The sequence below is a fragment of the Streptomyces sp. NPDC094448 genome, assembly GCF_044763775.1.
Taxonomy (GTDB): domain Bacteria; phylum Actinomycetota; class Actinomycetes; order Streptomycetales; family Streptomycetaceae; genus Streptomyces.
In genome coordinates, this window is the sequence record NZ_JBIWGU010000001.1 from 94,490 (window position 1) to 115,389 (window position 20,900).

Annotated in this window: 16 protein-coding genes and 1 riboswitch; of the genes, 11 read left to right on the forward strand and 5 right to left on the reverse strand. The window is 72.9% G+C overall.

Going from position 1 to position 20,900, the window contains the following annotated elements:
• Nucleotides 1–121 precede the first annotated feature (121 nt).
• Together ACIQ9E_RS00350 and ACIQ9E_RS00355 are read right to left on the reverse strand one after the other, a co-directional pair.
• Nucleotides 122–850: a response regulator gene (locus ACIQ9E_RS00350; RefSeq protein WP_403699599.1), complete on the reverse strand. Its 729-nt coding sequence runs from the start codon at nucleotides 848–850 to the stop codon at nucleotides 122–124.
• Nucleotides 847–2,508 (reverse strand): ATP-binding protein, encoded by a 1,662-nt coding sequence (locus ACIQ9E_RS00355; RefSeq protein WP_403699602.1) that lies wholly within the window; start codon nucleotides 2,506–2,508, stop codon nucleotides 847–849. Before ACIQ9E_RS00355 ends, ACIQ9E_RS00350 begins: the two co-directional genes overlap by 4 nt.
• Nucleotides 2,509–2,755: 247 nt before the next feature.
• On the opposite strand from ACIQ9E_RS00355, the gene ACIQ9E_RS00360 reads away from it, so the two are divergent.
• Nucleotides 2,756–3,946: a CobW family GTP-binding protein gene (locus tag ACIQ9E_RS00360; RefSeq protein WP_403699605.1), complete on the forward strand. Its 1,191-nt coding sequence runs from the start codon at nucleotides 2,756–2,758 to the stop codon at nucleotides 3,944–3,946.
• A gap of 101 nt (nucleotides 3,947–4,047) precedes the next feature.
• Here ACIQ9E_RS00360 and ACIQ9E_RS00365 read toward each other — a convergent pair whose 3' ends face one another.
• Entirely contained in the window at nucleotides 4,048–6,498 is a 2,451-nt protein-coding gene (locus ACIQ9E_RS00365) for a DNA topoisomerase (ATP-hydrolyzing) subunit A (protein ID WP_403699608.1), read from the reverse strand.
• A 264-nt stretch (nucleotides 6,499–6,762) separates the two neighbouring features.
• On the opposite strand from ACIQ9E_RS00365, the gene ACIQ9E_RS00370 reads away from it, so the two are divergent.
• From ACIQ9E_RS00370 to ACIQ9E_RS00385, 4 genes are all read left to right on the forward strand, one after another.
• Entirely contained in the window at nucleotides 6,763–8,133 is a 1,371-nt protein-coding gene (locus ACIQ9E_RS00370; RefSeq protein ID WP_403699611.1) for a M16 family metallopeptidase, read from the forward strand.
• Between the two features lie 26 nt (nucleotides 8,134–8,159).
• On the forward strand, nucleotides 8,160–9,527 hold the full coding sequence (locus ACIQ9E_RS00375) for a M16 family metallopeptidase (RefSeq protein WP_403701245.1): 1,368 nt from the start codon (nucleotides 8,160–8,162) through the stop codon (nucleotides 9,525–9,527).
• Nucleotides 9,528–9,800: 273 nt separating this feature from the next.
• Nucleotides 9,801–9,964, forward strand: a riboswitch (cyclic di-AMP (ydaO/yuaA leader).
• A gap of 12 nt (nucleotides 9,965–9,976) precedes the next feature.
• Nucleotides 9,977–10,804 (forward strand): M23 family metallopeptidase, encoded by an 828-nt coding sequence (locus ACIQ9E_RS00380; RefSeq protein WP_403699613.1) that lies wholly within the window; start codon nucleotides 9,977–9,979, stop codon nucleotides 10,802–10,804.
• A 267-nt stretch (nucleotides 10,805–11,071) separates the two neighbouring features.
• The gene (locus tag ACIQ9E_RS00385) at nucleotides 11,072–11,788 is read left to right on the forward strand and encodes a GntR family transcriptional regulator (protein ID WP_403699616.1); all 717 of its coding nucleotides are present in this window, start codon (nucleotides 11,072–11,074) and stop codon (nucleotides 11,786–11,788) included.
• A 376-nt stretch (nucleotides 11,789–12,164) separates the two neighbouring features.
• Here the strand turns inward: ACIQ9E_RS00385 and ACIQ9E_RS00390 are convergent, their stop codons facing one another.
• Entirely contained in the window at nucleotides 12,165–12,446 is a 282-nt protein-coding gene (locus tag ACIQ9E_RS00390; protein WP_040913891.1) for an HPr family phosphocarrier protein, read from the reverse strand.
• Between the two features lie 212 nt (nucleotides 12,447–12,658).
• Here ACIQ9E_RS00390 and ACIQ9E_RS00395 point away from each other — a divergent pair, with 212 nt between their 5' ends.
• From ACIQ9E_RS00395 to ACIQ9E_RS00410, 4 genes are all read left to right on the forward strand, one after another.
• Nucleotides 12,659–15,748 (forward strand): GNAT family N-acetyltransferase, encoded by a 3,090-nt coding sequence (locus ACIQ9E_RS00395; protein ID WP_403699619.1) that lies wholly within the window; start codon nucleotides 12,659–12,661, stop codon nucleotides 15,746–15,748.
• A gap of 57 nt (nucleotides 15,749–15,805) precedes the next feature.
• The gene (locus tag ACIQ9E_RS00400) at nucleotides 15,806–16,405 is read left to right on the forward strand and encodes a DUF5998 family protein (RefSeq protein ID WP_403699622.1); all 600 of its coding nucleotides are present in this window, start codon (nucleotides 15,806–15,808) and stop codon (nucleotides 16,403–16,405) included.
• Nucleotides 16,405–17,607 carry an alkaline phosphatase family protein gene (locus tag ACIQ9E_RS00405; RefSeq protein WP_403699625.1) on the forward strand — a complete coding sequence of 401 codons (1,203 nt, stop codon included), beginning with the start codon at nucleotides 16,405–16,407 and terminating at the stop codon, nucleotides 17,605–17,607. Before ACIQ9E_RS00400 ends, ACIQ9E_RS00405 begins: the two co-directional genes overlap by 1 nt.
• Before the next feature lie 151 nt (nucleotides 17,608–17,758).
• Nucleotides 17,759–18,427 carry a thymidine kinase gene (locus ACIQ9E_RS00410; protein WP_403699628.1) on the forward strand — a complete coding sequence of 223 codons (669 nt, stop codon included), beginning with the start codon at nucleotides 17,759–17,761 and terminating at the stop codon, nucleotides 18,425–18,427.
• Nucleotides 18,428–18,475: 48 nt separating this feature from the next.
• On the opposite strand, the gene ACIQ9E_RS00415 is transcribed toward ACIQ9E_RS00410, so the two are convergent.
• Entirely contained in the window at nucleotides 18,476–19,246 is a 771-nt protein-coding gene (locus ACIQ9E_RS00415; protein ID WP_403699631.1) for a VOC family protein, read from the reverse strand.
• A gap of 295 nt (nucleotides 19,247–19,541) precedes the next feature.
• Between ACIQ9E_RS00415 and ACIQ9E_RS00420 the strand changes: the two genes are divergently transcribed.
• Nucleotides 19,542–20,402: a sulfurtransferase gene (locus tag ACIQ9E_RS00420; protein ID WP_403699634.1), complete on the forward strand. Its 861-nt coding sequence runs from the start codon at nucleotides 19,542–19,544 to the stop codon at nucleotides 20,400–20,402.
• Between the two features lie 134 nt (nucleotides 20,403–20,536).
• A complete protein-coding gene (locus tag ACIQ9E_RS00425) occupies nucleotides 20,537–20,896 on the forward strand; it encodes a BlaI/MecI/CopY family transcriptional regulator (RefSeq protein WP_403699636.1) in 360 nt (119 codons plus the stop codon).
• Nucleotides 20,897–20,900 lie beyond the last annotated feature (4 nt).

A 20,900-nucleotide genomic window follows, 5' to 3' on the forward strand; every position in this document is an offset into this window, starting at 1 on the left:
CATTCCCGGGAACGGGATCGCAACGGGATCGGACGGCCAGGGGCCTCGGGCGCTGTCCGGGGCCGGGCCGCTCGGAGCCGCGGCGGGACGGGGCCGCTACCGGGGGCGGGGCGGTGGGTGGTCAGGTGCCGGGGGACCATTCGTAGAGGTGTTCCGGGCGGCCGGTCTCGCCGTACTTCAGGCTCAGCCGTACGCGGTCGGTGCGCTCCAGCAGCTTCAGATAGCGCTGTGCGGTCTGGCGGCTGATGCCCGCCCGGTCGGCGATGTCCTGGGTGGAGAGCTGTCCGTCGGCGGCGAGCAGCACCTGCCGGACCACCTCGGCGGTGGTACGGGAGTGGCCCTTGGGCAGGTCGGGGGCGATCGCGCCGGCCGACAGCGCGCCGAAGATCCGGTCCACCTCGGCCTGTTCCGCCTCGCCGCCCCGGCGCAGGGCGCGGCGGAGTCCGGCGTACGCCTCCAGTTTGGTGCGCAGACCGGCGAAGTTGAACGGCTTCACCAGATACTGGAGCGCGCCGTGGCGCATCGCCGCCTGTACGGTGGCCACGTCACGGGCCGCCGTCACCATGATCACGTCCGTCTGGCGGCCGAGCCGGCGCAGTTCGCGGACGACCGCGAGGCCGTTGCCGTCGGGCAGATAGTGGTCCATCAGCACCAGGTCCACCGGGGATTCGGTGATCCGGGCGACGGCTTCGGCGGCGGAGTGGGCGGTGGCCGCGACCCGGAAACCGGGCACCTTGGCGACATAGGCAGCATTGATTCCGGCGACCCGGACGTCGTCGTCCACGACGAGGACGTCGATCGTGATCTCGGGGCCGGCCGGAGCGGTCTCCGCCGTGGTGGCGCCGGTCATCGCAGCTCCCCGGCGGCGACGGGTGGGTTCTCGCCGGGTTCGGCCAGTTCGGACAGCGCCTCGGGGAGGACGACGATGAACTCGGCGCCGCCGCCGGGTGCCTCGCGTACCTCGATATGGCCACCCTGTCGCTCCGCGAGCCGGCGCACCATCGCCAGGCCCAGTCCGCGCTTTCCATGGGCGGGCAGCTCCTTGGTGGACCAGCCCTCGGTGAAGATCTGCTCCCGGTGCTCGGGAGGGACGCCCGGCCCGCTGTCGGTGATCCGCAGCACGGTCGTGCTGCCCTCCGCGTACAGCTCCACTTCGACCCATGCGTCCTCGGACCCGGCGGCCGCGTCCATCGCGTTGTCGACCAGATTGCCGACCACCGTGACCAGCTCGCGCGGCTCCACCACCCGGTCGGGCAGCAGGGTCTCCGGCGCGATGGTCAGGGAGACGCCCCGCTCCGCGGCCACCGCCGCCTTGCCGACCAGGAGGGATGCCAGCAGCGGATCGTGCACCTTCTCGGTGACCTGCTCCGCGGTGGCCCGGTGCACGCCGACCACCTCGTTCACGAACTCCACCGCCTCGTCGTGCATCTCCAGCTCCAGCAGACCCAGCAGGGTGTGCATCCGATTGGCGTGCTCATGGTCCTGCGCACGCATGGCGTCGATGAGACCGCGGGTCGAGTCCAGCTCACGGCCGAGCCGCTCCAACTCGGTGCGGTCGCGCAGGGTGGCGACCGCACCGCCGTCGTCGGTGGGCATCCGGTTGGCGATCAGCACCCGATGGCCGCGGACGGTCACCAGATCGACGCCGGTGGCCCGGCCGGTCAGCACATCGGCCGTCCGGCCCTCGCCCAGCACCTGCTCCAGCGGGAGCCCCCTGCCGTCGGACGCCAGGCCGAGGAGCCGCTGGGCCTCGTCGTTCATCAGCCGCACCCGGCCCGAGGCGTCCAGCGCCACCACCCCTTCACGGATGCCGTGGAGCATGGCCTCCCGCTCGGCGAGCAGGGCCGAGATATCGGAGAAGGCCAGATCGTGCGTCTGCTTCTGGAGCCTGCGGGAGATCAGATAGGCCGCGATGGCGCCCGCGGCGAGCGCTCCGCCCGCATAGGCCACCAGACCGGGGATCGCCGAGAACAGCCGGTCGCGGACGCTGTCGTACTCGATACCGACCGAGACCGCGCCGACGATATCGCCGTGGCTGTCGCGCAGCGGCACCTTGCCCCGGGCCGAGCGGCCGAGGGTACCGCTGTCGATCTCCATCACCTCGTCGCCCGCGAGCGCGCGGCTGGGGTCGGTCGAGACGACCCGGCCGATCTCCCCGGTGGAGGTGTGCGACCAGCGCACCCCGGTCAATCCCATGATCACGATGTATTCGGCATCGGTCGCCCGGCGGATCCGCTCCGCTTCGGCCTGGACCGGCCCGTCGGGGGTCGGGCGGCTGCCGAGGAGCTTGTCGGCGATCTCCGGGGAGGCCGTGGTCTGGGCGATCGCCAGGGCCCGGCGCATGGCCTGGTCGTCGAGCTGGGCACTGAGCGGCGCCAGGAAGAGCCCGGTCGCCAGCACGGTGACCCCGGTGGCGATCAGCAGCTGCATTAGCAGGACCTGCGAAAACACCCGCTGGGGCCAGCCGAGGCGGCGCCGGCGATGGGGGGTGTAGCGGTCGTTGCTCATGGAAAGAAACGGTACGGGGCACCAGGGCATTCGGGAAACGTTCCCATGATGGGACTCAGGACACATCCGACCAGAAGTCTGTATATGTGGAAATAAGGCTCTGTTCTCCGGGACCGCCCCGGCCGGGCCCCGGCGGCGGGCCTATTCTTGGGGCCCGGCGGGCCCGCGACGCCCCGCGGCCATGGGCGCGGGACGCCGTACCGGCCCGCACGCCCCCGAACCAGACTCCGCTATCCGTCAGGGGCGGATGGAGAGCCCAGGTGACCTACGCGTGAGCCCGACCGAACCGAGTCCTCAGGAAGGCCCGGCCGCCGGGCGGATCCCCGTCCTGGTCCTCGCCGGATTCCTCGGCTCCGGGAAGACGACCCTCCTCAACCATCTGCTGCGCAGCTCCCGCGGCACCCGGATCGGGGCGATCGTCAACGACTTCGGGTCCATCGAGATCGACGCCATGACGGTGGCCGGGCAGCTCGGGGACTCCACGGTCTCCCTGGGCAACGGCTGCCTCTGCTGCGCCGTCGACGCGAGCGAACTGGACGTCTTCCTGGAACGGCTCACCCGGCCCGCCGCCCGCCTCGATGTGATCGTCATCGAGGCCAGCGGCCTCGCCGAACCGCAGGAACTCGTCCGGATGCTGCTGGCCAGCGAGAACGAGCGGATCGTCTACGGCGGGCTGGTCGAGGTCGTCGACGCGGCCGAGTACGGTGCCACCCGCGAGCGGCATCCGGAGCTGGACCGCCATCTCGGGATCGCCGATCTGGTGGTGCTCAACAAGACCGACCGTATCGACGGCGGCGAGCGGGAGAAGCTGCGGGCGGCGATCGGGACCCGGCTCGGGCCGGGCGCGGCCGTCGTCGAATCGGTGTACGGGCGGGTCGACCCCGAGCTGTTCTTCGAACCCCGGCCCGCCTCGGAACGCGTCGGACAGCTCGCCTTCGACGATCTCCTCCACGACGAGCACGAACAGGGCGACGGGGCTGATCACGGTACCCATCTGCACGCCGCCTACGAGTCCGTCGCCTTCACCGCGCACCGGCCGATGCACCCCCGGCGCCTGCTCGACCTGCTCGACTCCCGCCCCGGCGGCCTCTACCGGATCAAGGGGTACGTGGACTTCGGGCCCGCCGACCCGGACCACCGGTACACGATCCACGCCGTCGGCCGCTTTCTGCGCTTCACCCCCGAGCCCTGGCCCAAAGGCGCCCCGCGCCGCACCGATCTCGTGCTCATCGGCGCCGGGATCGACGGCCCCGCCCTGCTCGGCGGGCTGGAGACGGCCCGGCGCACCGGAACGGACGCGGCACCCGACGAACGGAGCATGTGGGGTGTGCTGCGGTACGTCCCGGAGCCCGCGGACCCCTCCGACGGCACCGGCGCCGCCGCCCACACCACCGAGGAGTATCAGGAGCCCGACGAGTCGTACGCGGGCTACCGCTAGGCCGTGTCCGACAGATCCCGTCCGGCCCGTCACAGCGCCAGCCAGGGCGGCGGGGGGTACGGGCCGGCCCCGGCCCGTACCCCCGGCGCACTGCCGGGGGATCAGCGCGGCGGGCCCGCCAGCACCGCGACGGACGACACCGGCGGGGTCCCCGATCCGTCCCGGCGCGGGTCCGGGTCGGGCAGCGCGGCGGGTGTGCCGTTCTGCTGGGCCGCGCGGGCCGGGGCCCCGCCGGCCCAGGCCAGCAGCAGCACGTCCTCGCCCTTCAGGAACCGCTGGCAGCGCACCCCGCCGGTGGCCCGTCCCTTGCGGGGGTACTGGTCGAACGGGGTCAGCTTCACCGTGGTCACCGAATCGTCCAGGGCACCGGTCGAACCGGCCGCCGTGAACACCACCGCGTCCGCCGCCGGATCGACCGCGGCGAACGACAGCACCACGGCGCCCTGCCCCAGCTTGATGCCGGCCATACCGCCCGCGGCCCGGCCCTGCGGACGGACCTGCGAGGCCTGGAAGCGCAGCAACTGGGCGTCGGAGGTGATGAAGACCAGATCCTCCTCGCCGCTGCGGAGTTCGGCGCCGCCGACGATCCGGTCGCCGTCCTTGAGGGTCATCACCTCCAGCTCGTCCTTGTTCGCCGGATAGTCCGGCACCACGCGCTTGACCACGCCCTGGACGGTGCCGAGGGCCAGTCCGGGGGAGTCCTCCGCGAGGGTCGTCAGACAGACCACGGTCTCGTCCGTCTCCAGCGACAGGAACTCGGAGAGCTGCGCGCCGCCGGAGAGGTTCGGCGCCGAAGCGGTCTGCGGCAGCTGCGGCAGGTCGATGACCGCCAGCCGCAGCAGCCGACCGGCGGAGGTCACCACACCGATATCGCCGCGCGCGGTCGCCGCGACCGACGAGACGATCAGATCGTGCCTGGCCCGCTTCTCGGCCGGCTCCGGCAGCGGATCGCCGCTCGCCGTCCTGGCCAGCAGGCCCGTCGACGACAGAAGCACCCGGCAGGGGTCGTCCGCGACCTCCAGCGGCACCGCGGCGACCTGGACGGCCGCCGACTCCAGCAGCACCGTCCGCCGCTCCGTGGCGTACTTCTTGCCCACCGCGGCCAGTTCGGCGGAGACCAGCTTCCGCAGCTCCGCGTCCGACTCCAGGATCGCGGTCAGCTCGTCGATCTCGGCGGTGAGCCGGTCCCGCTCGCTCTCCAGCTCGATCCGGTCGAACTTGGTGAGCCGGCGCAGCGGGGTGTCCAGGATGTACTGCGTCTGGATCTCGGAGAGCGAGAACCGCGCCATCAGGCGCTCCTTGGCCTGCGCCGAGTTCTCGCTGGAGCGGATGAGCCGGATCACCTCGTCGATATCGACGAGGGCGGTCAGCAGGCCCTCCACCAGATGCAGCCGGTCGCGCCGCTTGCTCCGGCGGAACTCGCTGCGCCGCCGCACCACGGTGAAACGGTGGTCGAGATAGACCTCCAGCAGCTCCTTCAGCCCCAGCGTCAGCGGCTGGCCGTCGACCAGTGCGACGTTGTTGATGCCGAAGGACTCCTCCATCGGCGTCAGCTTGTAGAGCTGCTCCAGCACGGCCTCGGGCACAAAGCCGTTCTTGACCTCGATGACGAGGCGGAGCCCATGGGCCCGGTCGGTCAGGTCCTTGACGTCCGCGATGCCCTGGAGCCGCTTGGCGCCCACCAGGTCCTTGATCTTGGCGATGACCTTCTCGGGGCCGACGGTGAACGGCAGTTCGGTGACGACCAGGCCCTTGCGGCGGGGAGTGACGTCCTCCACGGTCACAGTGGCCCGGATCTTGAACGTGCCCCGGCCGGTCTCGTACGCGTCGCGGATGCCCGCCAGGCCCACGATCCGGCCGCCGGTCGGCAGATCGGGCCCCGGCACATACCGCATGAGGGTTTCCAGATCGGCGCCCGGGTGGCGGATCAGATGGCGCGCGGCCGCGACGACCTCGCCCAGATTGTGCGGCGGCATATTCGTCGCCATTCCGACCGCGATCCCGGAAGCGCCGTTGACCAGGAGGTTCGGATACGCGGCGGGGAGCGCCACCGGCTCCTGCTCCTGGCCGTCGTAGTTCGGCGCGAAGTCGACCGTGTCCTCGTCGATGGACTCGGTCATCAGGGACGTCGCGTCGGCCATCCGGCATTCGGTGTACCGCATGGCGGCCGGGGGGTCGTCATTGCCGAGAGAGCCGAAGTTCCCGTGGCCGTCGACCAGGGGGAGGCGCATGGAGAAGGGCTGCGCCATCCGCACCAGCGCATCGTAGATCGACTGGTCGCCGTGGGGGTGGAGGCGGCCCATGACCTCACCGACGACCCGGGCGCACTTCACATAGCCGCGGTCCGGGCGCAGCCCCATCTCGTTCATCTGGTAGACGATCCGGCGCTGCACCGGCTTCATTCCGTCGCGGGCGTCCGGCAGGGCCCGGGAGTAGATGACCGAGTACGCGTACTCGAGGAAGGAGCCCTGCATCTCGTCGACGACGTCGATGTCGAGGATCCGCTCCTCGAAATCATCGGGCGGCGGGGTTTTGGTGCTGCGGCGGGCCATCGCGGCTCCTGCTCCTTCACGACCGGTCGGGTTCTGATGCCGACCATTGTGGACCGTGGCACCGACAACCCCGACCACCCCCCGCGAACACGCCCCCGCGCGGGCGCACGGCGGCGCGCTCCGCGGCGGGCCCGCGCGCCGTGACTTCGCCCAGCGCGAACTAGCGGACGGGCGGGAACTTCGCCACCTGTCAGCGCGCTTGCATACAGTGGCAGTCCTGGGGGGACCAGCTACAGCATCGCGATCGAAGGGACGTACATGCCCATGGGTCACACGGCCACAGCGCAGGCCGGTTCTGGCGGCCTGACAGCTACGGAGCACCGCCTGGCCAACGGCCTGCGCGTGGTGCTCTCCGAGGACCACCTGACCCCGGTCGCCGCGGTCTGCCTCTGGTACGACGTGGGCTCGCGCCACGAGGTGAAGGGCCGCACCGGTCTGGCCCACCTCTTCGAGCACCTGATGTTCCAGGGGTCGAAGCAGGTGCAGGGGAACGGCCACTTCGAACTGGTCCAGGGCGCCGGCGGCTCGCTCAACGGCACCACCAGCTTCGAGCGCACCAACTACTTCGAGACCATGCCCACCCATGAGCTGGAGCTGGCGCTCTGGCTGGAGGCGGACCGCATGGGCTCCCTGCTGGCCGCCCTCGACGACGAGTCGATGGAGAACCAGCGGGACGTCGTGAAGAACGAGCGCCGCCAGCGGTACGACAACGTTCCGTACGGCACCGCGTTCGAGAAGCTGACCGCCCTCGCCTACCCGGAGGGCCACCCGTACCACCACACGCCCATCGGCTCCATGGCGGATCTCGACGCGGCGACCCTGGAGGACGCCCGCGCCTTCTTCCGCACCTACTACGCGCCGAACAACGCGGTGCTGTCGGTCGTCGGCGACATCGACCCGGAGCAGACCCTCGCCTGGGTCGAGAAGTACTTCGGCTCCATCCCCTCCCACGACGGCAAGCAGCCGCCGCGCGACGGCGCCCTGCCCGACGTCATGGGGCGGCAGCTGCGCGAGGTCGTCGAGGAGGACGTGCCCGCCCGCGCGCTGATGGCCGCCTACCGCCTCCCGCACGACGGCAGCCGCGCATGCGACGCCGTCGACGTCGCCCTGACCGTCCTCGGCGGCGGGGAGTCCTCCCGGCTCCACAACCGGCTGGTGCGCCGGGACCAGACCGCCGTCGCGGCCGGTTTCGGACTGCTGCGGCTGGCCGGGGCGCCGTCGCTGGGCTGGCTGGACGTGAAGACGTCCGGCGGGGTCGAGGTGGCGCAGATCGAAGCCGCCGTCGACGAGGAGCTGGCGCGGTTCGCCGCCGAGGGGCCGACGGACGAGGAGATGGAGCGGGCCCAGGCCCAGCTGGAGCGCGAGTGGCTGGACCGGCTGGGCACGGTCGCGGGCCGCGCCGACGAACTCTGCCGCTACGCGGTCCTCTTCGGCGACCCGCAGCTCGCCCTCACGGCCGTCCAGCGGGTGCTCTCCGTCACCGCCGACGAGGTGCGCGAGATCGCCGCGGCGCGGCTGCGCCCCGACAACCGGGCGGTGCTGGTGTACGAACCGGTGCCCGGCACCGAGGCCGGGACGGACGCCGTCGCCGCCGACCGCAACGACAACGACGCAGAAGAGGGGGCGGACCAGTGACCGACGCCACCGAGCCGCTGATCACGATGGACTTCCACCCCCGGCCCGCCTCCGGGGAGCCCACCCCGTGGGCCTTCCCGGCCCCCGACCGCGGGACGCTGCCCAACGGCCTGACCGTGCTGCGCTGTCACCGCCCCGGCCAGCAGGTCGTGGCGGTGGAGATCAACCTCGACGCGCCCCTCGGCGCCGAGCCCGACGGTCTGGACGGCATCGCCACGATCATGGCGAGGGCCCTGTCCGAGGGCACCGACAAACGGTCCGCCGAGGAGTTCGCCGCCGAACTGGAGCGCTGCGGCGCCACCCTCGACGCCCACGCCGACCACCCCGGGGTCCGGGTCTCCCTGGAGGTGCCGGTCTCCCGGCTGCCCAAGGCCCTCGGGCTGCTCGCCGAGGCGCTGCGCGCGCCCGCGTTCGACGACGGCGAGATCAAGCGGCTGGTCCGGAACCGGCTGGACGAGATCCCGCACGAGACGGCCAACCCGGGCCGCCGCGCCGCCAAGGAGCTGTACCGCAGCCTCTTCCCGGCGTCGCTGCGGATGTCCCGCCCCCGGCAGGGGACCGAGGAGACCGTGGCCCGGATCGACTCCGCCGGGGTCCGGGCGTTCTACGAGGCCCATGTGCGGCCCGCGACCGCCACGGCGGTCGTCGTCGGCGATCTGACCGGCACGGACCTCGACGCGCTGCTCGCGGAGACCCTCGGCACCTGGCAGGGCGATACGGTGGCGGCCCGCCCGCAGCCGGAGATCACCGCCGACGACAGCGGCCGCGTGATCATCGTGGACCGGCCGGGCGCGGTCCAGACCCAACTGCTCATCGGCCGGATCGGCGCCGACCGGCACGACCGGGTCTGGCCGGCCCAGGTGCTCGGCACGTACTGCCTCGGCGGCACCCTCACCTCCCGGCTCGACCGGGTGCTCCGCGAGGAGAAGGGGTACACCTACGGGGTCCGGGCCTTCGCACAGGTGCTGTGCTCCGCCCCGGACGGTTCGGGCGCCGCGCTGCTGGGCATCAGCGGCTCGGTCGACACGCCCAACACCGGCCCGGCGCTGGAGGACCTCTGGCAGGTTCTGCGCACCCTCGCCGAAGGGGGACTGACGGACGCCGAGCGCGATGTCGCCGTACAGAACCTCGTCGGAGTCGCCCCGCTGCGGTACGAGACGGCGGCATCCGTCGCGGGCACCCTCGCGGACCAGGTGGAGCAGCACCTTCCCGACGACTTCCAGGGGCAGTTGTACGCCCGTCTGGCCCAGACCGGGACGGTCGAGGCGACCGCGGCGGTCGTCAGCGCGTTCCCGGTGGACCGGCTGGTGACCGTACTCGTCGGTGATGCCTCCGAGATCGCCGGGCCCGTCCGGGCGCTGGGCATCGGGGAAGTGACGGTGGTGAAGGGCTGACGGACCGGCAGCCGCGCAGGTGGGCCGGGCCGGTCGGTCCGGCCCCCGCGGCGCGTGGTCCGGCGGTGCCGGTGGTACGGGCGGAGCCCCGGGCGTTGCGCGTTGGTGCGCCGCGCCCGGGGCTCCGCTCCGTCAGCTGTCCGTTTTGGTGGGAAGTTGACCGGCATGGGCTGTGGCATGAGCAACAAAGAAGCCCGTTTGTTTGGTGATCGACATGCCGTCCGCCTAGCGTCGATCCGGCTGTTCGCCTGCAGGCGCCGCAAACCGCGGCACGGACAGCCATCGCCGAGTCCCCGCCGGGCGCGAGCCCTGGGGAGCCGGGGACCCATGTCCCCACCGGGGTGAATCGGACCCTCCGCAGCCCGTGGAGGAGCCGTAGGAGACCTTCCTCTCTCCGAACCCGTCAGCTAACCCGGTAGGCGAGAAGGAAGGAAAGGACCAGCCTCTCCATGGCGTTTGCCCGAACCAGTGGGAAGCACCGTGGCCCGAGCCGGATGACGCGCCGCAGCGCGAGCATCGCCGGAGCCGCCACCCTCGCCACCACCGGCGTCATCGGCACCCTCGCCGCCCCCGCGTTCGCCTCCGACGGCGACGGCCGGGAGCAGAACGGCGACCCGGGCACCCTGAGCGCCGAGGACACGGGCACCCTTCAGATCCTCGCCGCCGAGCAGCCCGGCACCCTCCAGCCGCTCTCCGCGTCCGATTCGCTCTCCGGCCAGGTCGCCGACCAGGCCCACGCCCAGAAGCAGCAGGCCGTGGCCCGCGCCCAGGCGGAGGCGGAGGCCAAGCGCGAGGCCGAGGCGCGGGCCGAGGCCGAACGCGAGGCCCGTGAGCGCGCCGCCCGGGACGCCGAGCGCAAGCGGCTGCTCAACACCTGGACGGCGCCCGTCGAGGGTTCGGGCGTCACCACCTCCTACCGGGCCAACAGCGCGCTCTGGTCCTCCGGTACGCACACCGGTATCGACTTCCACGCCTCGACCGGGACGAAGATCGTGTCCGTGGGCGCGGGCACCGTCGTAGAGGCGGGCTGGGGCGGGGCCTACGGCTACAACGTCGTCATCGAGATGCGCGACGGTTCGTACACCCAGTACGCGCATCTGTCGTCGCTCTCCGTCACTGCCGGGCAGACCGTGATGCCCGGCCAGCAGATCGGCCGCGCGGGCTCCACCGGGAACTCCACCGGCGCGCACCTCCACTTCGAGGTCCGCACCGGCGCGGAATACGGCTCGGACGTCGACCCGGTCGCGTATCTGCGCGGCAAGGGCGTCCGGGTCTGACCTCCCGGGCCCGCCCCGGGCCCCTCGGATCGGGTGCAGCCGCTTCTCGGCTTTCCCGTCTGCTTTTGCTGGTTTTCGCAGTGCCCCGGCGCCCGGCGCCGGGGCACTGCGCGTTCCGGAGCCGCCGTCCCGTGATTCCCGTGGCCGGAAGATATCGGCGGTTTATCGGAGGCTGTCGGAATATCCGTGCGCCTGGCATAGAGTCTTCCGGTAAATACGAGCGGCTGCATTCCGTCGCTTCGTCCGGATCACAGCGGAGGTACGGGTATGCGGGTTCCCGCGCAATCGGTCTGCAGGGCGATTCGCGACGACATCGTCTCCGGGGTCTTCCCGCGCGGCGGCCGGCTGGCGGAGGAGCAGCTCGCCCGGCGGTACGGGGTCTCCCGGGTGCCGGTGCGGGAAGCGCTGCGGACCCTGGAGTCGGAGGGCTTCGTGACCACCCGGCGCCATGCGGGTGCCTGTGTCGCCGAACCGACCGAGCAGGAGGCGGCCGATCTGCTGGAGATCCGGGCGCTGCTGGAGCCGCTGGCGGCGGCCCGGGCCGCCCGGCACCGTACGGAGGGGCATCTGAAGGTGCTGCGCGGTCTGGTCCGGCTCGGACAGGAGCGGGCGGCCCGTGGCCAGGTGGGGGAGTTGCGGTCGCTGGACGGCTGGTTCCACGAGACGCTCGCCCAGGCGTCCGCGGGCTCCGGGCTGATCGCGCTGCTGCTGCCGCTGCGCCGGAAGATCGCCTGGATGTACGCGGTGGAGCCGGCGGCCCGGCGGCCCGTGGAGTCATGGGCCGAGCACGGGGCGATCGTGGACGCCGTGGGGCGGCGGGACCCGGAGCGGGCGCGGGCGCTGGCGGCGCTGCACATGGAGCGGGCGGCGGACGCCTACCGGCTGCGCTGCGCGGCGCGGGAAGCGGGGCGCCCGGACACCGGACCGGCGGGTGGACCGGGGACCGGGTCGGCCGCCGGGGCGGGCGCCGCGGTCCGCCGCTGAACCGGAGCCCGGCAACATTCCGTCAACACAAGATGCGATCGCATTTAACACGGGCACGGTAGAAAAGAGCAGGGAGCTATTCCCCGCCGGGAATCACACGGTGTCCCGGCGCTGTCCCGGCGGGATTCCGTTGATGCGCCGGTGGTGTTTCCCGGGATTATTCCGTCGGGATTCCATCGGGACTCCCGAGCAGATTCCCGAGCAGGATTCCCGTGGAAGTATTCGGGCTTCCCGGACGGCTACGGCGAACAGGGTGCTCCCCGGTGCTGTCCGGCGTACATCAGGAAAAGAAGCGGGCGCCGATCCCGGCCGGGGGATCGGCGCCCGAGTCCCGGGACCGCGGCGAGGCGCGGCCGGGCGGTGCGGCGGAGTCGCCTCAGACCGTCTCCGGAAGCTCCTCAAGCCCTTCGGCGACGAGCTTCGCCAGCTTGTCCAGGGCGGCGTCCGCACCCTCGGCGTCGGAGGCGAGGACGATCTCCTCGCCACCCTGGGCACCCAGGCCCAGCACGGCGAGCATGGAGGCCGCGTTGACCGGGGAGCCGTCGGCCTTGGCGATCGTCACCGGGACACCGGAAGCCGTGGCGGCCCGGACGAAGATGGAAGCGGGGCGGGCGTGCAGGCCCTCGGCCCAGCCGACGTTGACGCGGCGCTCAGCCATGGTGTTGCCCTTCACATTCAGTGGTTGTCTAGACCAGTTCCCGGTCAGTGTCTCACGGCACCCCCGGTGCTCGTGCCGCCTCGGAGACCGGCCCGTGCACCCCTAGACTGCCCCGGTCCGCCGCCCGTCGCGAGCCGTGACCGGACGGCTGCGTCCGGCGAACGCCGGGACGAGCCCGCCGGGCTCCACGGGTCCGCCGTACGCTTTCTGCCATGCAGACCGAGCGGGACGAGGGCCGGGACGACGGACCGGGGGCGGGGGCGGGCCCCGGGCTGCCGGAGCCAGGCCCGGCCGGGCCCGGCCGGCAGGCCCCGGCCGGGCATGCCTACCCCGACCACTGGGAGGCCGACGTCGTCCTGCGCGACGGGGCGACCGCCCGGATCCGGCCCATCACCGCCGCGGACGGCGACCGGCTCGTCAGCTTCTACGGACAGGTGTCGGACGAGTCGAAGTACTACCGCTTCTTCGCGCCCTACCCCCAGCTCTCGGCCAAGGACGTCCACCGCTTCACCCACCACGACTTCGTCGACCGGGTGGGGCTCGCCGTCACCGTCGGGGGCGAGTTCATCGCGACCGTCCGCTACGACCGGATCGACCGCACCGGACGGCCCGCGAGTGCGCCCGCCGACGGCGCGGAGGTGGCGTTCCTGGTCCAGGACGCACACCAGGGGCGGGGGATCGCCTCGACGATGCTGGAGCACATCGCGGCCGTCGCCCGGGAGCGCGGCATCCGCCGGTTCGCCGCGGAGGTGCTCCCCGCCAACAACAAGATGATCAAGGTCTTCCGGGACGCCGGATACACGCAGCGGCGCAGCTTCGAGGACGGCACGGTCCATCTCACCCTCGACCTCGAACCCACCGCGGAGTCCGTCGCGGTCCAGCGCGCCCGTGAGCACCGGGCCGAGGCCCGGTCCGTACAGCGCCTCCTCGCACCGCGCGGCGTCGCGGTCGTCGGCGTGGGCCGGGCGCCCGGGGGACTGGGGCGGACGGTGCTGCACGATCTGATCGCCGCGGGGTACACGGGCCGTACCTACGCGGTGAACCGGGCGTTCCCCGCGGACCGGCGGGAGATCGACGGCGTGCCCGCGTACCGCTCGGTCCGCGAGATCGCGGGCCGGGAGGGTACGGAGTCCGGGGCGCCGGTGGACCTCGCGGTCGTCGCGGTGCCCGCCGAGCGGGTGCCGGACGTCGTCACCGACTGCGGCGAGGCCGGGGTACGCGGACTGGTCGTGCTCAGCGCCGGGTACGCGGAGAGCGGGGCGGCCGGACGGGCGCGCCAGCGCGAGCTGGTGCGCCGGGCCCGTTCGTACGGGATGCGGATCATCGGCCCGAACTCGTTCGGGGTCATCAACAACGCGGAGGGGGTACGCCTCAACGCCTCCCTGGCGCCGTACGCCCCGGCGCCCGGCCGGATCGGCCTCTTCACCCAGTCAGGGGCGATCGGTATCGCGCTGCTGGCGGCGCTGCACCGGCGCGGCACGGGAGCCCCCGGCGGGGCGGTTCCCGCCGGGCTCACCGGTCCGGCCGGTCCCGCTGGTCTGTCAACGTTTGTGTCGTCGGGCAACCGGGCGGACGTCTCCGGCAACGACATCCTCCAGTACTGGTACGAGGACCCGGACACCGATGTCGCCCTGCTCTATCTGGAGTCCATCGGCAACCCGCGCAAGTTCACCCGGCTGGCCCGGCGCACGGCCGCGGTGAAGCCGGTCGTCGTGGTCAAGGGCGCCCGCCACAGCGGCAGCGAACCGCCGGGGCACGCGGTGCCGGTCGCCAGGATCCCGGACGCGGCCGTCGACGCGCTGCTCCGGCAGGCCGGTGTCATCCGGGTCGACACGGTGACCGAGCTGGTCGACGTCGGCCTTCTGCTGGCGGGCGGGCCGCTGCCCCGCGGGCCGCGCGTGGCGATTCTCGGGAACTCCGAGTCCCTCGGCCTCCTCACGTACGACGCCTGTCTGACGGAGGGCCTGCGCCCGCTGCCGCCGCTCGACCTGACGACGGCGGCCACCCCCGCCCACTTCCGGGCGGCTCTGGTCCGGGCCCTCGCCGCCGACGACTGCGACGCGGTGGTGGTCACCGCGATTCCCCGGGTGCGCGAGAGCGGTACGGACGAGTCCGGCGACGGCGAGGAACTCGCCGGTGCGCTGCGGGCGGCGGCCGCGGCCGCGCCCGGGAAGCCGGTCGTGGTCGTCCAGGTCGAACTGGGCGGCCTGACGGGCGCGTTCGCCTCGGGCGGCGGGCCCTCTGCGGATGGCCGGGGTGCCGGGGCCTTCGGGCCGCCCGCGCACGGCGGTGCCCCGGCGCCTTCCCCCGGGGCAAGCCGGGTCGGCGGCGGGTCCGGGGCGAGCGCTTCCGCCGGTGCCGGCCGGGTCGGCGGCGGGTCCGGGAGCCCGGCGGGTGTTTCCGCCGGTGAAACCGGGCCGGTGGCCGGAGCGCCGGGAATCCCCGCCTATCCCGCCGCCGAGCGGGCCGTGCGGGCGCTCGCCGAAGCCGTCAAGTACGGGCAGTGGCGGCGCGAGGCCGCCACCGGCGGGAAGGTCCCCGAATACGAGGACATCGACGAATCCGGGGCCGCCGAACTCATCGAAGGGCTGCTCGCCGGTGAGGCCGACGCGCGCGGCATCACCCTCGCGCCCGGGGACGCCCACGCCCTGCTCGCCGCCTACGGGATCCGGGTCGAGCCCGCCCTCCCCGCGCCCGGTCCCGACGAAGCCGTACGCGCCGCCGAACGGCTCGGCTACCCCGTGGCGCTCAAGACCACCGCCCCCCACCTGCGGCACCGCGCCGACCTCGGGGGCGTACGGCTCGACCTCGGCGGCGAGGCACAGCTGCGCCGGGCCTACCGGGAGCTGACCCGACTCCTCGGCCGGCCCGTCGAGCTCCAGCCGGTCGTCCAGGCCATGGCCCCCCGCGGCGTCGACACCGTCGTCCGCGCCGTCGTCGACCCGGCCGTCGGCCCCTATCTCTCCTTCGGGCTCGCGGGCGTCGCCTCCGAACTCCTCGGCGATACCGCGCACCGGCTGATTCCGGTCACCGACCGGGATGCCGCCGGGCAGATCCGGAGCATCCGTACCGCCCCCCTCCTCTTCGGCTGGCGCGGCTCCGCCCCCGTCGACACCACCGCACTCGAACATCTGCTGTTGCGCGTGTCACGGCTGGTGGACGACCATCCGGAGGTCGTCGGCGTCGGTCTGGAGCCGGTGGTCGTGTCCCCGGCGGGGCTCTCCGTGCTCGGCGCCTCGGTACGGCTCGCGTCCACCCCGGTACCCACCGATCTCGGCCCGCGCCGACTTCCGAGCTACTGAGCATCCGCTCGGCACCACGATCGTCCGCCGCCCCCCGGGGCCCGTAGGATGGACCACATGGCGAAGACCGGTACGACGACCCAGGGGCTGCGCGCGGCGATCGAGCGCAGCGGCTACTACCCGGCTCTCGTGGCAGAGGCGGTGGAGGCGGCCGTCGGCGGCGAGCGGATCGTCTCGTACCTGGTCCACCAGGAGACGACGTTCGACGCCAACGAGGTCCGCCGCCATGTGACCGTCCTGGTCCTCACGTGCAACCGCTTCATCGTCAGCCACACCGATGAGCAGGCCGCCGACTCCAGCTCCCCGACGCCGTACGCCACCACGTCCACCGAGTCGGTCAAACTGGACCGGATCTCCTCCGTCGTGGTCAGCCGTGTCGTCGCCAACCCCGAGTCGTACACCCCGGGCACCCTGCCCCGCGAGGTCGTCCTCACCATCGGCTGGGGCGCCGTCTCCCGGCTCGACCTGGAGCCCGCCGCCTGCGGCGACCCGAACTGCGACGCCGACCACGGCTACACCGGCAACTCCACGGCCGACGACCTCAGCCTCCGGGTCAGCGAGGCGGGCGACGGCCCGGACACGGTCCGCCAGACGCTGGCCTTCGCCCAGTCGCTCTCGGAGGCCACCGCCGCCACGCCGACGGCGGCCTCCCGCTGATGGTCCAGCCCGATACGGCGGCCTTCTGGCCGGACGACCCGATGCCGCTGGCGGTCAACAGCGCGCCGGTGCCCGAGTACGGCTCCGGGTCCCTCGCCGATCTGCTGCCGACGCTCGCCGCCGGGCTCGGCGTGCCCGGTTTCACCGCGGCCATATCCGAACTGGTCCCGGCCGACCGCGTCTGCGTCTTCCTGATCGACGGCCTCGGCTGGGAGCAGATCCGCAGCCACCCGGAGCACGCCCCGTACCTCCACTCCCTGCTGCACAGCTCCCGCGGCGGTACGGGCCGGCCGATCACCGCCGGATTCCCGGCGACCACGGCCACCTCACTGGCCTCCGTCGGCACCGGGCTCCCCCCGGGCCTGCACGGACTGCCGGGGTATGCGGTCCGCAACCCCGCCACCGGCGCCCTGATGAACCAGCTCCGCTGGAAGCCGTACACCGATCCGCACGCCTGGCAGCCCCACCCCACCGTCTTCGAACGCGCCCACGAGGCCGGGGTCCATACGGCCCAGGTGTCGTCCCCCCTCTTCGAGACCACCCCGCTGACCCGGATCGCGCTCAGCGGCGGAACGTTTCACGGCAGGCTCAGCGGCGAGGAGCGGATGGATCTCGCGGCCGGGCAGCTCGCCGCCGGCGACCGCTCCCTCGTCTACACGTACTACAGCGACGTCGACGGAATGGGCCACCGCTACGGAGTCGACTCCGACGCCTGGCGCGGACAGCTCGCCCATGCGGACCGGCTGGTCCAGCGGCTCGCCGAGCAGTTGCCGCGCCGTACCGCGCTCTATGTCACCGCCGACCACGGCATGATCGACGTGCCGTTCGACGAGGAGTCGAGGATCGACTTCGACGAGGACTGGGAGCTGCGCGCCGGGGTCGCCCTGCTGGGCGGCGAGGGCCGGGCCCGTCATGTCTACGCCGTTCCCGGTGCCGAGGCGGATGTGCTGACGGTCTGGCGCGAGGTCCTCGGCGACCGGTTCTGGGTGGCGAGCCGGGAGGAGGCGATCGCGGCGGGCTGGTTCGGTCCGGTCGTCGACGAGCGGGTCCTGGGCCGGATCGGCGATGTGGTCGCCGCCGCCTGCGAGGACCTCGCCATCACCGCGTCGGTCCAGGAGCCCCTGGAGTCCGCGCTGGCCGGGATGCACGGTTCGATGACGCCCGCCGAGCAACTCGTACCGCTGATCGAAATCCGATCCTGAGCCGAGGCCCGGCTCCGGGATCCGGTCCCGGGATCCGGCTCCGGTGCGGGACGCCGCGTTGCGGCCGGGCGCGCCCGGCCCCGCCCCCCGGTCCGCCGCCGTTCCGCCTTCCCCTCCTGTTCCACGACTGCCGAAAGGTCCTCAGTCACCCATGTCCGAGCTGGTGTTCTTCTCCGGAACCATGGACTGCGGCAAATCCACCCTCGCCCTCCAGATCGAGCACAACCGGTCGGCCCGGGGCCTCCAGGGCATGATCTTCACCCGCAACGACCGCGCAGGCCAGGGCAAGCTGTCCTCCCGGCTCGGTCTGGTCACCGATGCCGTCGAGGCGCCGGACGCCTTCGACTTCTACGCCTATCTCGTCGACCGGCTCTCCTCGGGGCTGCGCTGCGACTACGTCATCGCCGACGAGGCGCAGTTCTTCACGCCCGCCCAGATCGACCAGCTGGCCCGGGTCGTGGACGATCTGGACCTGGACGTCTTCGCCTTCGGTATCACCACCGACTTCCGCTCCAAGCTCTTCCCCGGCTCGCAGCGGCTGGTGGAGCTGGCGGACCGGGTGGAGGTGCTCCAGGTCGAGGCCCTGTGCTGGTGCGGTGCGCGGGCCACCCACAACGCCCGGACCGTCGGCGGCCGGATGGTCGTCGAAGGCGCGCAGGTGGTGGTCGGTGATGTCAATGGATACGACGAGGACGTCGTCGGATACGAGGTACTGTGCCGCCGCCACCACCGGCGCCGGATGACGGCGGCGAGCGCGCGGGCCGCCGCGCTCTCCCCGGACGTGCTGCCGGTGGATCAGCCGGTCACGCCCGTACGCTGACCTCCGCCGGCCCCGGGTCTGCCCGGGGCCGGCGGACGTACTGCCGGATCAGCCTGCCGTACGGACGACGGTGAACACCGCGCCCTCCGGATCGGCCACGGTCGCCGCGCGCCCCCGGACCCCGTCGGCCGGTGCTTCGACCACCCGGCCGCCCAGTTCCACCACCCGTCCGACGGCCGTGTCGACGTCGTCGACCTCGAACCAGGTCACCCAGTGGGAGCCGCGGTCGCGCGGCAGGGCCCTGCCGACGCCGCGCACCGCGGCCACCGGACGTCCGTCCGCGATCAGTGTCGTCCGGTCGGTGTCCGCCGCCGGATCACGCTGCTCCTCGTAGCCGAAGACCGTCCGGTAGAACTTGACGACCGCGGAGGTGTCGGCGGTCACCAGTTCGTTCCAGACCGGGGTGCCGTGGGTGCCGTGCGCCGCGATACCGAGATGACCGGCGGCCTGCCAGAGTCCGAACACCGCGCCCGCGGTGTCCGTGACGATCGCCAGCCGTCCCGCGTCCTCGGCGTCCAGCGGGCCCACGCCGACCGTGCCGCCGCAGGAGCGCAGTTCCTCCGCCGTCCGGTTCACGTCCGGGGCCGCCAGATAGGGCGTCCAGGCGACGGGCAGCCGCTGATCGGCGGGCAGCCGCCCGATGCCCGCCACCTCCTTGCCGTCGAGCAGTGCGCGGACGTAGGGGCCGAGCTGTTGTGGGCCGGGGTGGAACTCCCAGCCGAAGAGCCTTCCGTAGAAATCCGTCGTCGCGTCGGGGTCGTGCACCATCAGACTCACCCAGCAGGGTGTGCCGGGGGCATGCCGAGTCGCCTCGGTCATTGTCACTCTCTCCTCGGACCATCGTGGTGTCCGTGCGGGGGACGGGGCCTCGTGGATCAGGCCCGTGGGCGTGCGCAGCTTTCGTCCGGTGGGTTTCTGGCCGCACGTCCCGTGCGCATGCTTCCACTCCCCGGCAAGGACCACGCCCCGGCCGCGCCGCTTTTGGCGGGTTCCTGCCGGAGGTTGCCCACTTTGGTGAGTTTTAGGGCTTGCGGTGGGCGCCGGTTTCTGCGTGGTACGCACTCCCGGGGCGCCCCGGGAGACCGCGGGGGCGGCGGTGGGCCAGGATGGCCGTATGACTGAGACACCGACCTCCGTACCCCCGCCGAGTCCGATCATCTCCGCCGCCGGACTCGCCGAGGCGCTCGCCGGACCCCGGCCGCCCGTGGTTCTCGATGTCCGCTACCGGCTGGGCGGTCCGCACGGCCGGCCCGACTACGACGCCGGCCATATCCCCGGTGCCGTCTTCGTCGACCTCGACGCGGAGCTGGCGGGGGCGCCGGGGGAGCGGGGGCGCCATCCGCTGCCCGATCCGGCGGACTTCGGCGCGGTCATGCGGCGGGCCGGGGTGTCGGCGGGGACGCCGGTGGTGGCGTACGACGGAGATGCGGGGTGGGGCGCGGCGCGGCTCTGGTGGCTGCTGCGGTGGACCGGGCATGCGGACGTACGGGTGCTGGACGGCGGGCTCGCCGCCTGGCGCGGGCCGCTGGAGCAGGACGCCCCGGCACCGGCGGAAGGCGATTTCGAGCCCCGCCCCGGCGGGCTGCCGCTGCTCACCGCCGACACCGCCGCCGAACTGGCCCGGACGGGGCTGCTGCTGGACGCCCGGGCCGGCGAGCGGTACCGGGGCGAGGTCGAGCCGATCGACGCGGTCGCCGGGCATATCCCCGGCGCGGTCTCCGCGCCGACCGGTGAGAACGTCGACGGCGAGGGGCGTTTTCTGGCGCCCGCTGCGCTCACGGCCCGGTTCGCCGCGCTGGGCGGGGTGGAGCCGGGAGCGCGGATCGGCGTCTACTGCGGCTCCGGGGTGTCCGGAGCGCAGCAGGCGCTGGCGCTCGAACTCGCGGGATTCGTACCGGCGCTGTACGCGGGCTCCTGGTCGGAGTGGTCCCGCGATCCGGCGCGGCCGGTGGCGACGGGCGCCGAGCCGGGCTGAGCCCCCTCCCGGCCACCGGGAGCCACCCGGGAGCCAAACGACTACGTCGCGTAGAAAGTTAGTGGATCGGGAGCGGGGCGGGGGGTGCCGGACGGTGGCAGCCGGCCCGGTGAGGGCGGAGAGGGAGTACCGGGATGGGCGTGCTGGGTGAGTTGGAGGCCGAGATCATGGGCCTGGTGTGGCAGAGCGGCGAGCCGCTCGGTGTGCGGGACCTGACGGACGCGCTGAACACCCGCCGCCCGCGGGCCGGTACGACGGTGATGACCGTCGCCGAGCGGCTGCGGGCCAAGGGGTGGCTCACCCGGGCGAAGGACGGCCGTTCCTACCGCTACAGCGCGGTGCGTTCGGCGGAGGACTACACGGTGGAGCTGATGGAGCAGGCCCTGGACACCTCGGTGGACCGGACGGGCGCGCTGCTGCGGTTCGTGGACCGGCTGGACGCGGCGGAGGCCGCGGTCCTGCGGGACGCGCTGAAGCGCGCGGGGCAGGCGTAGCGAC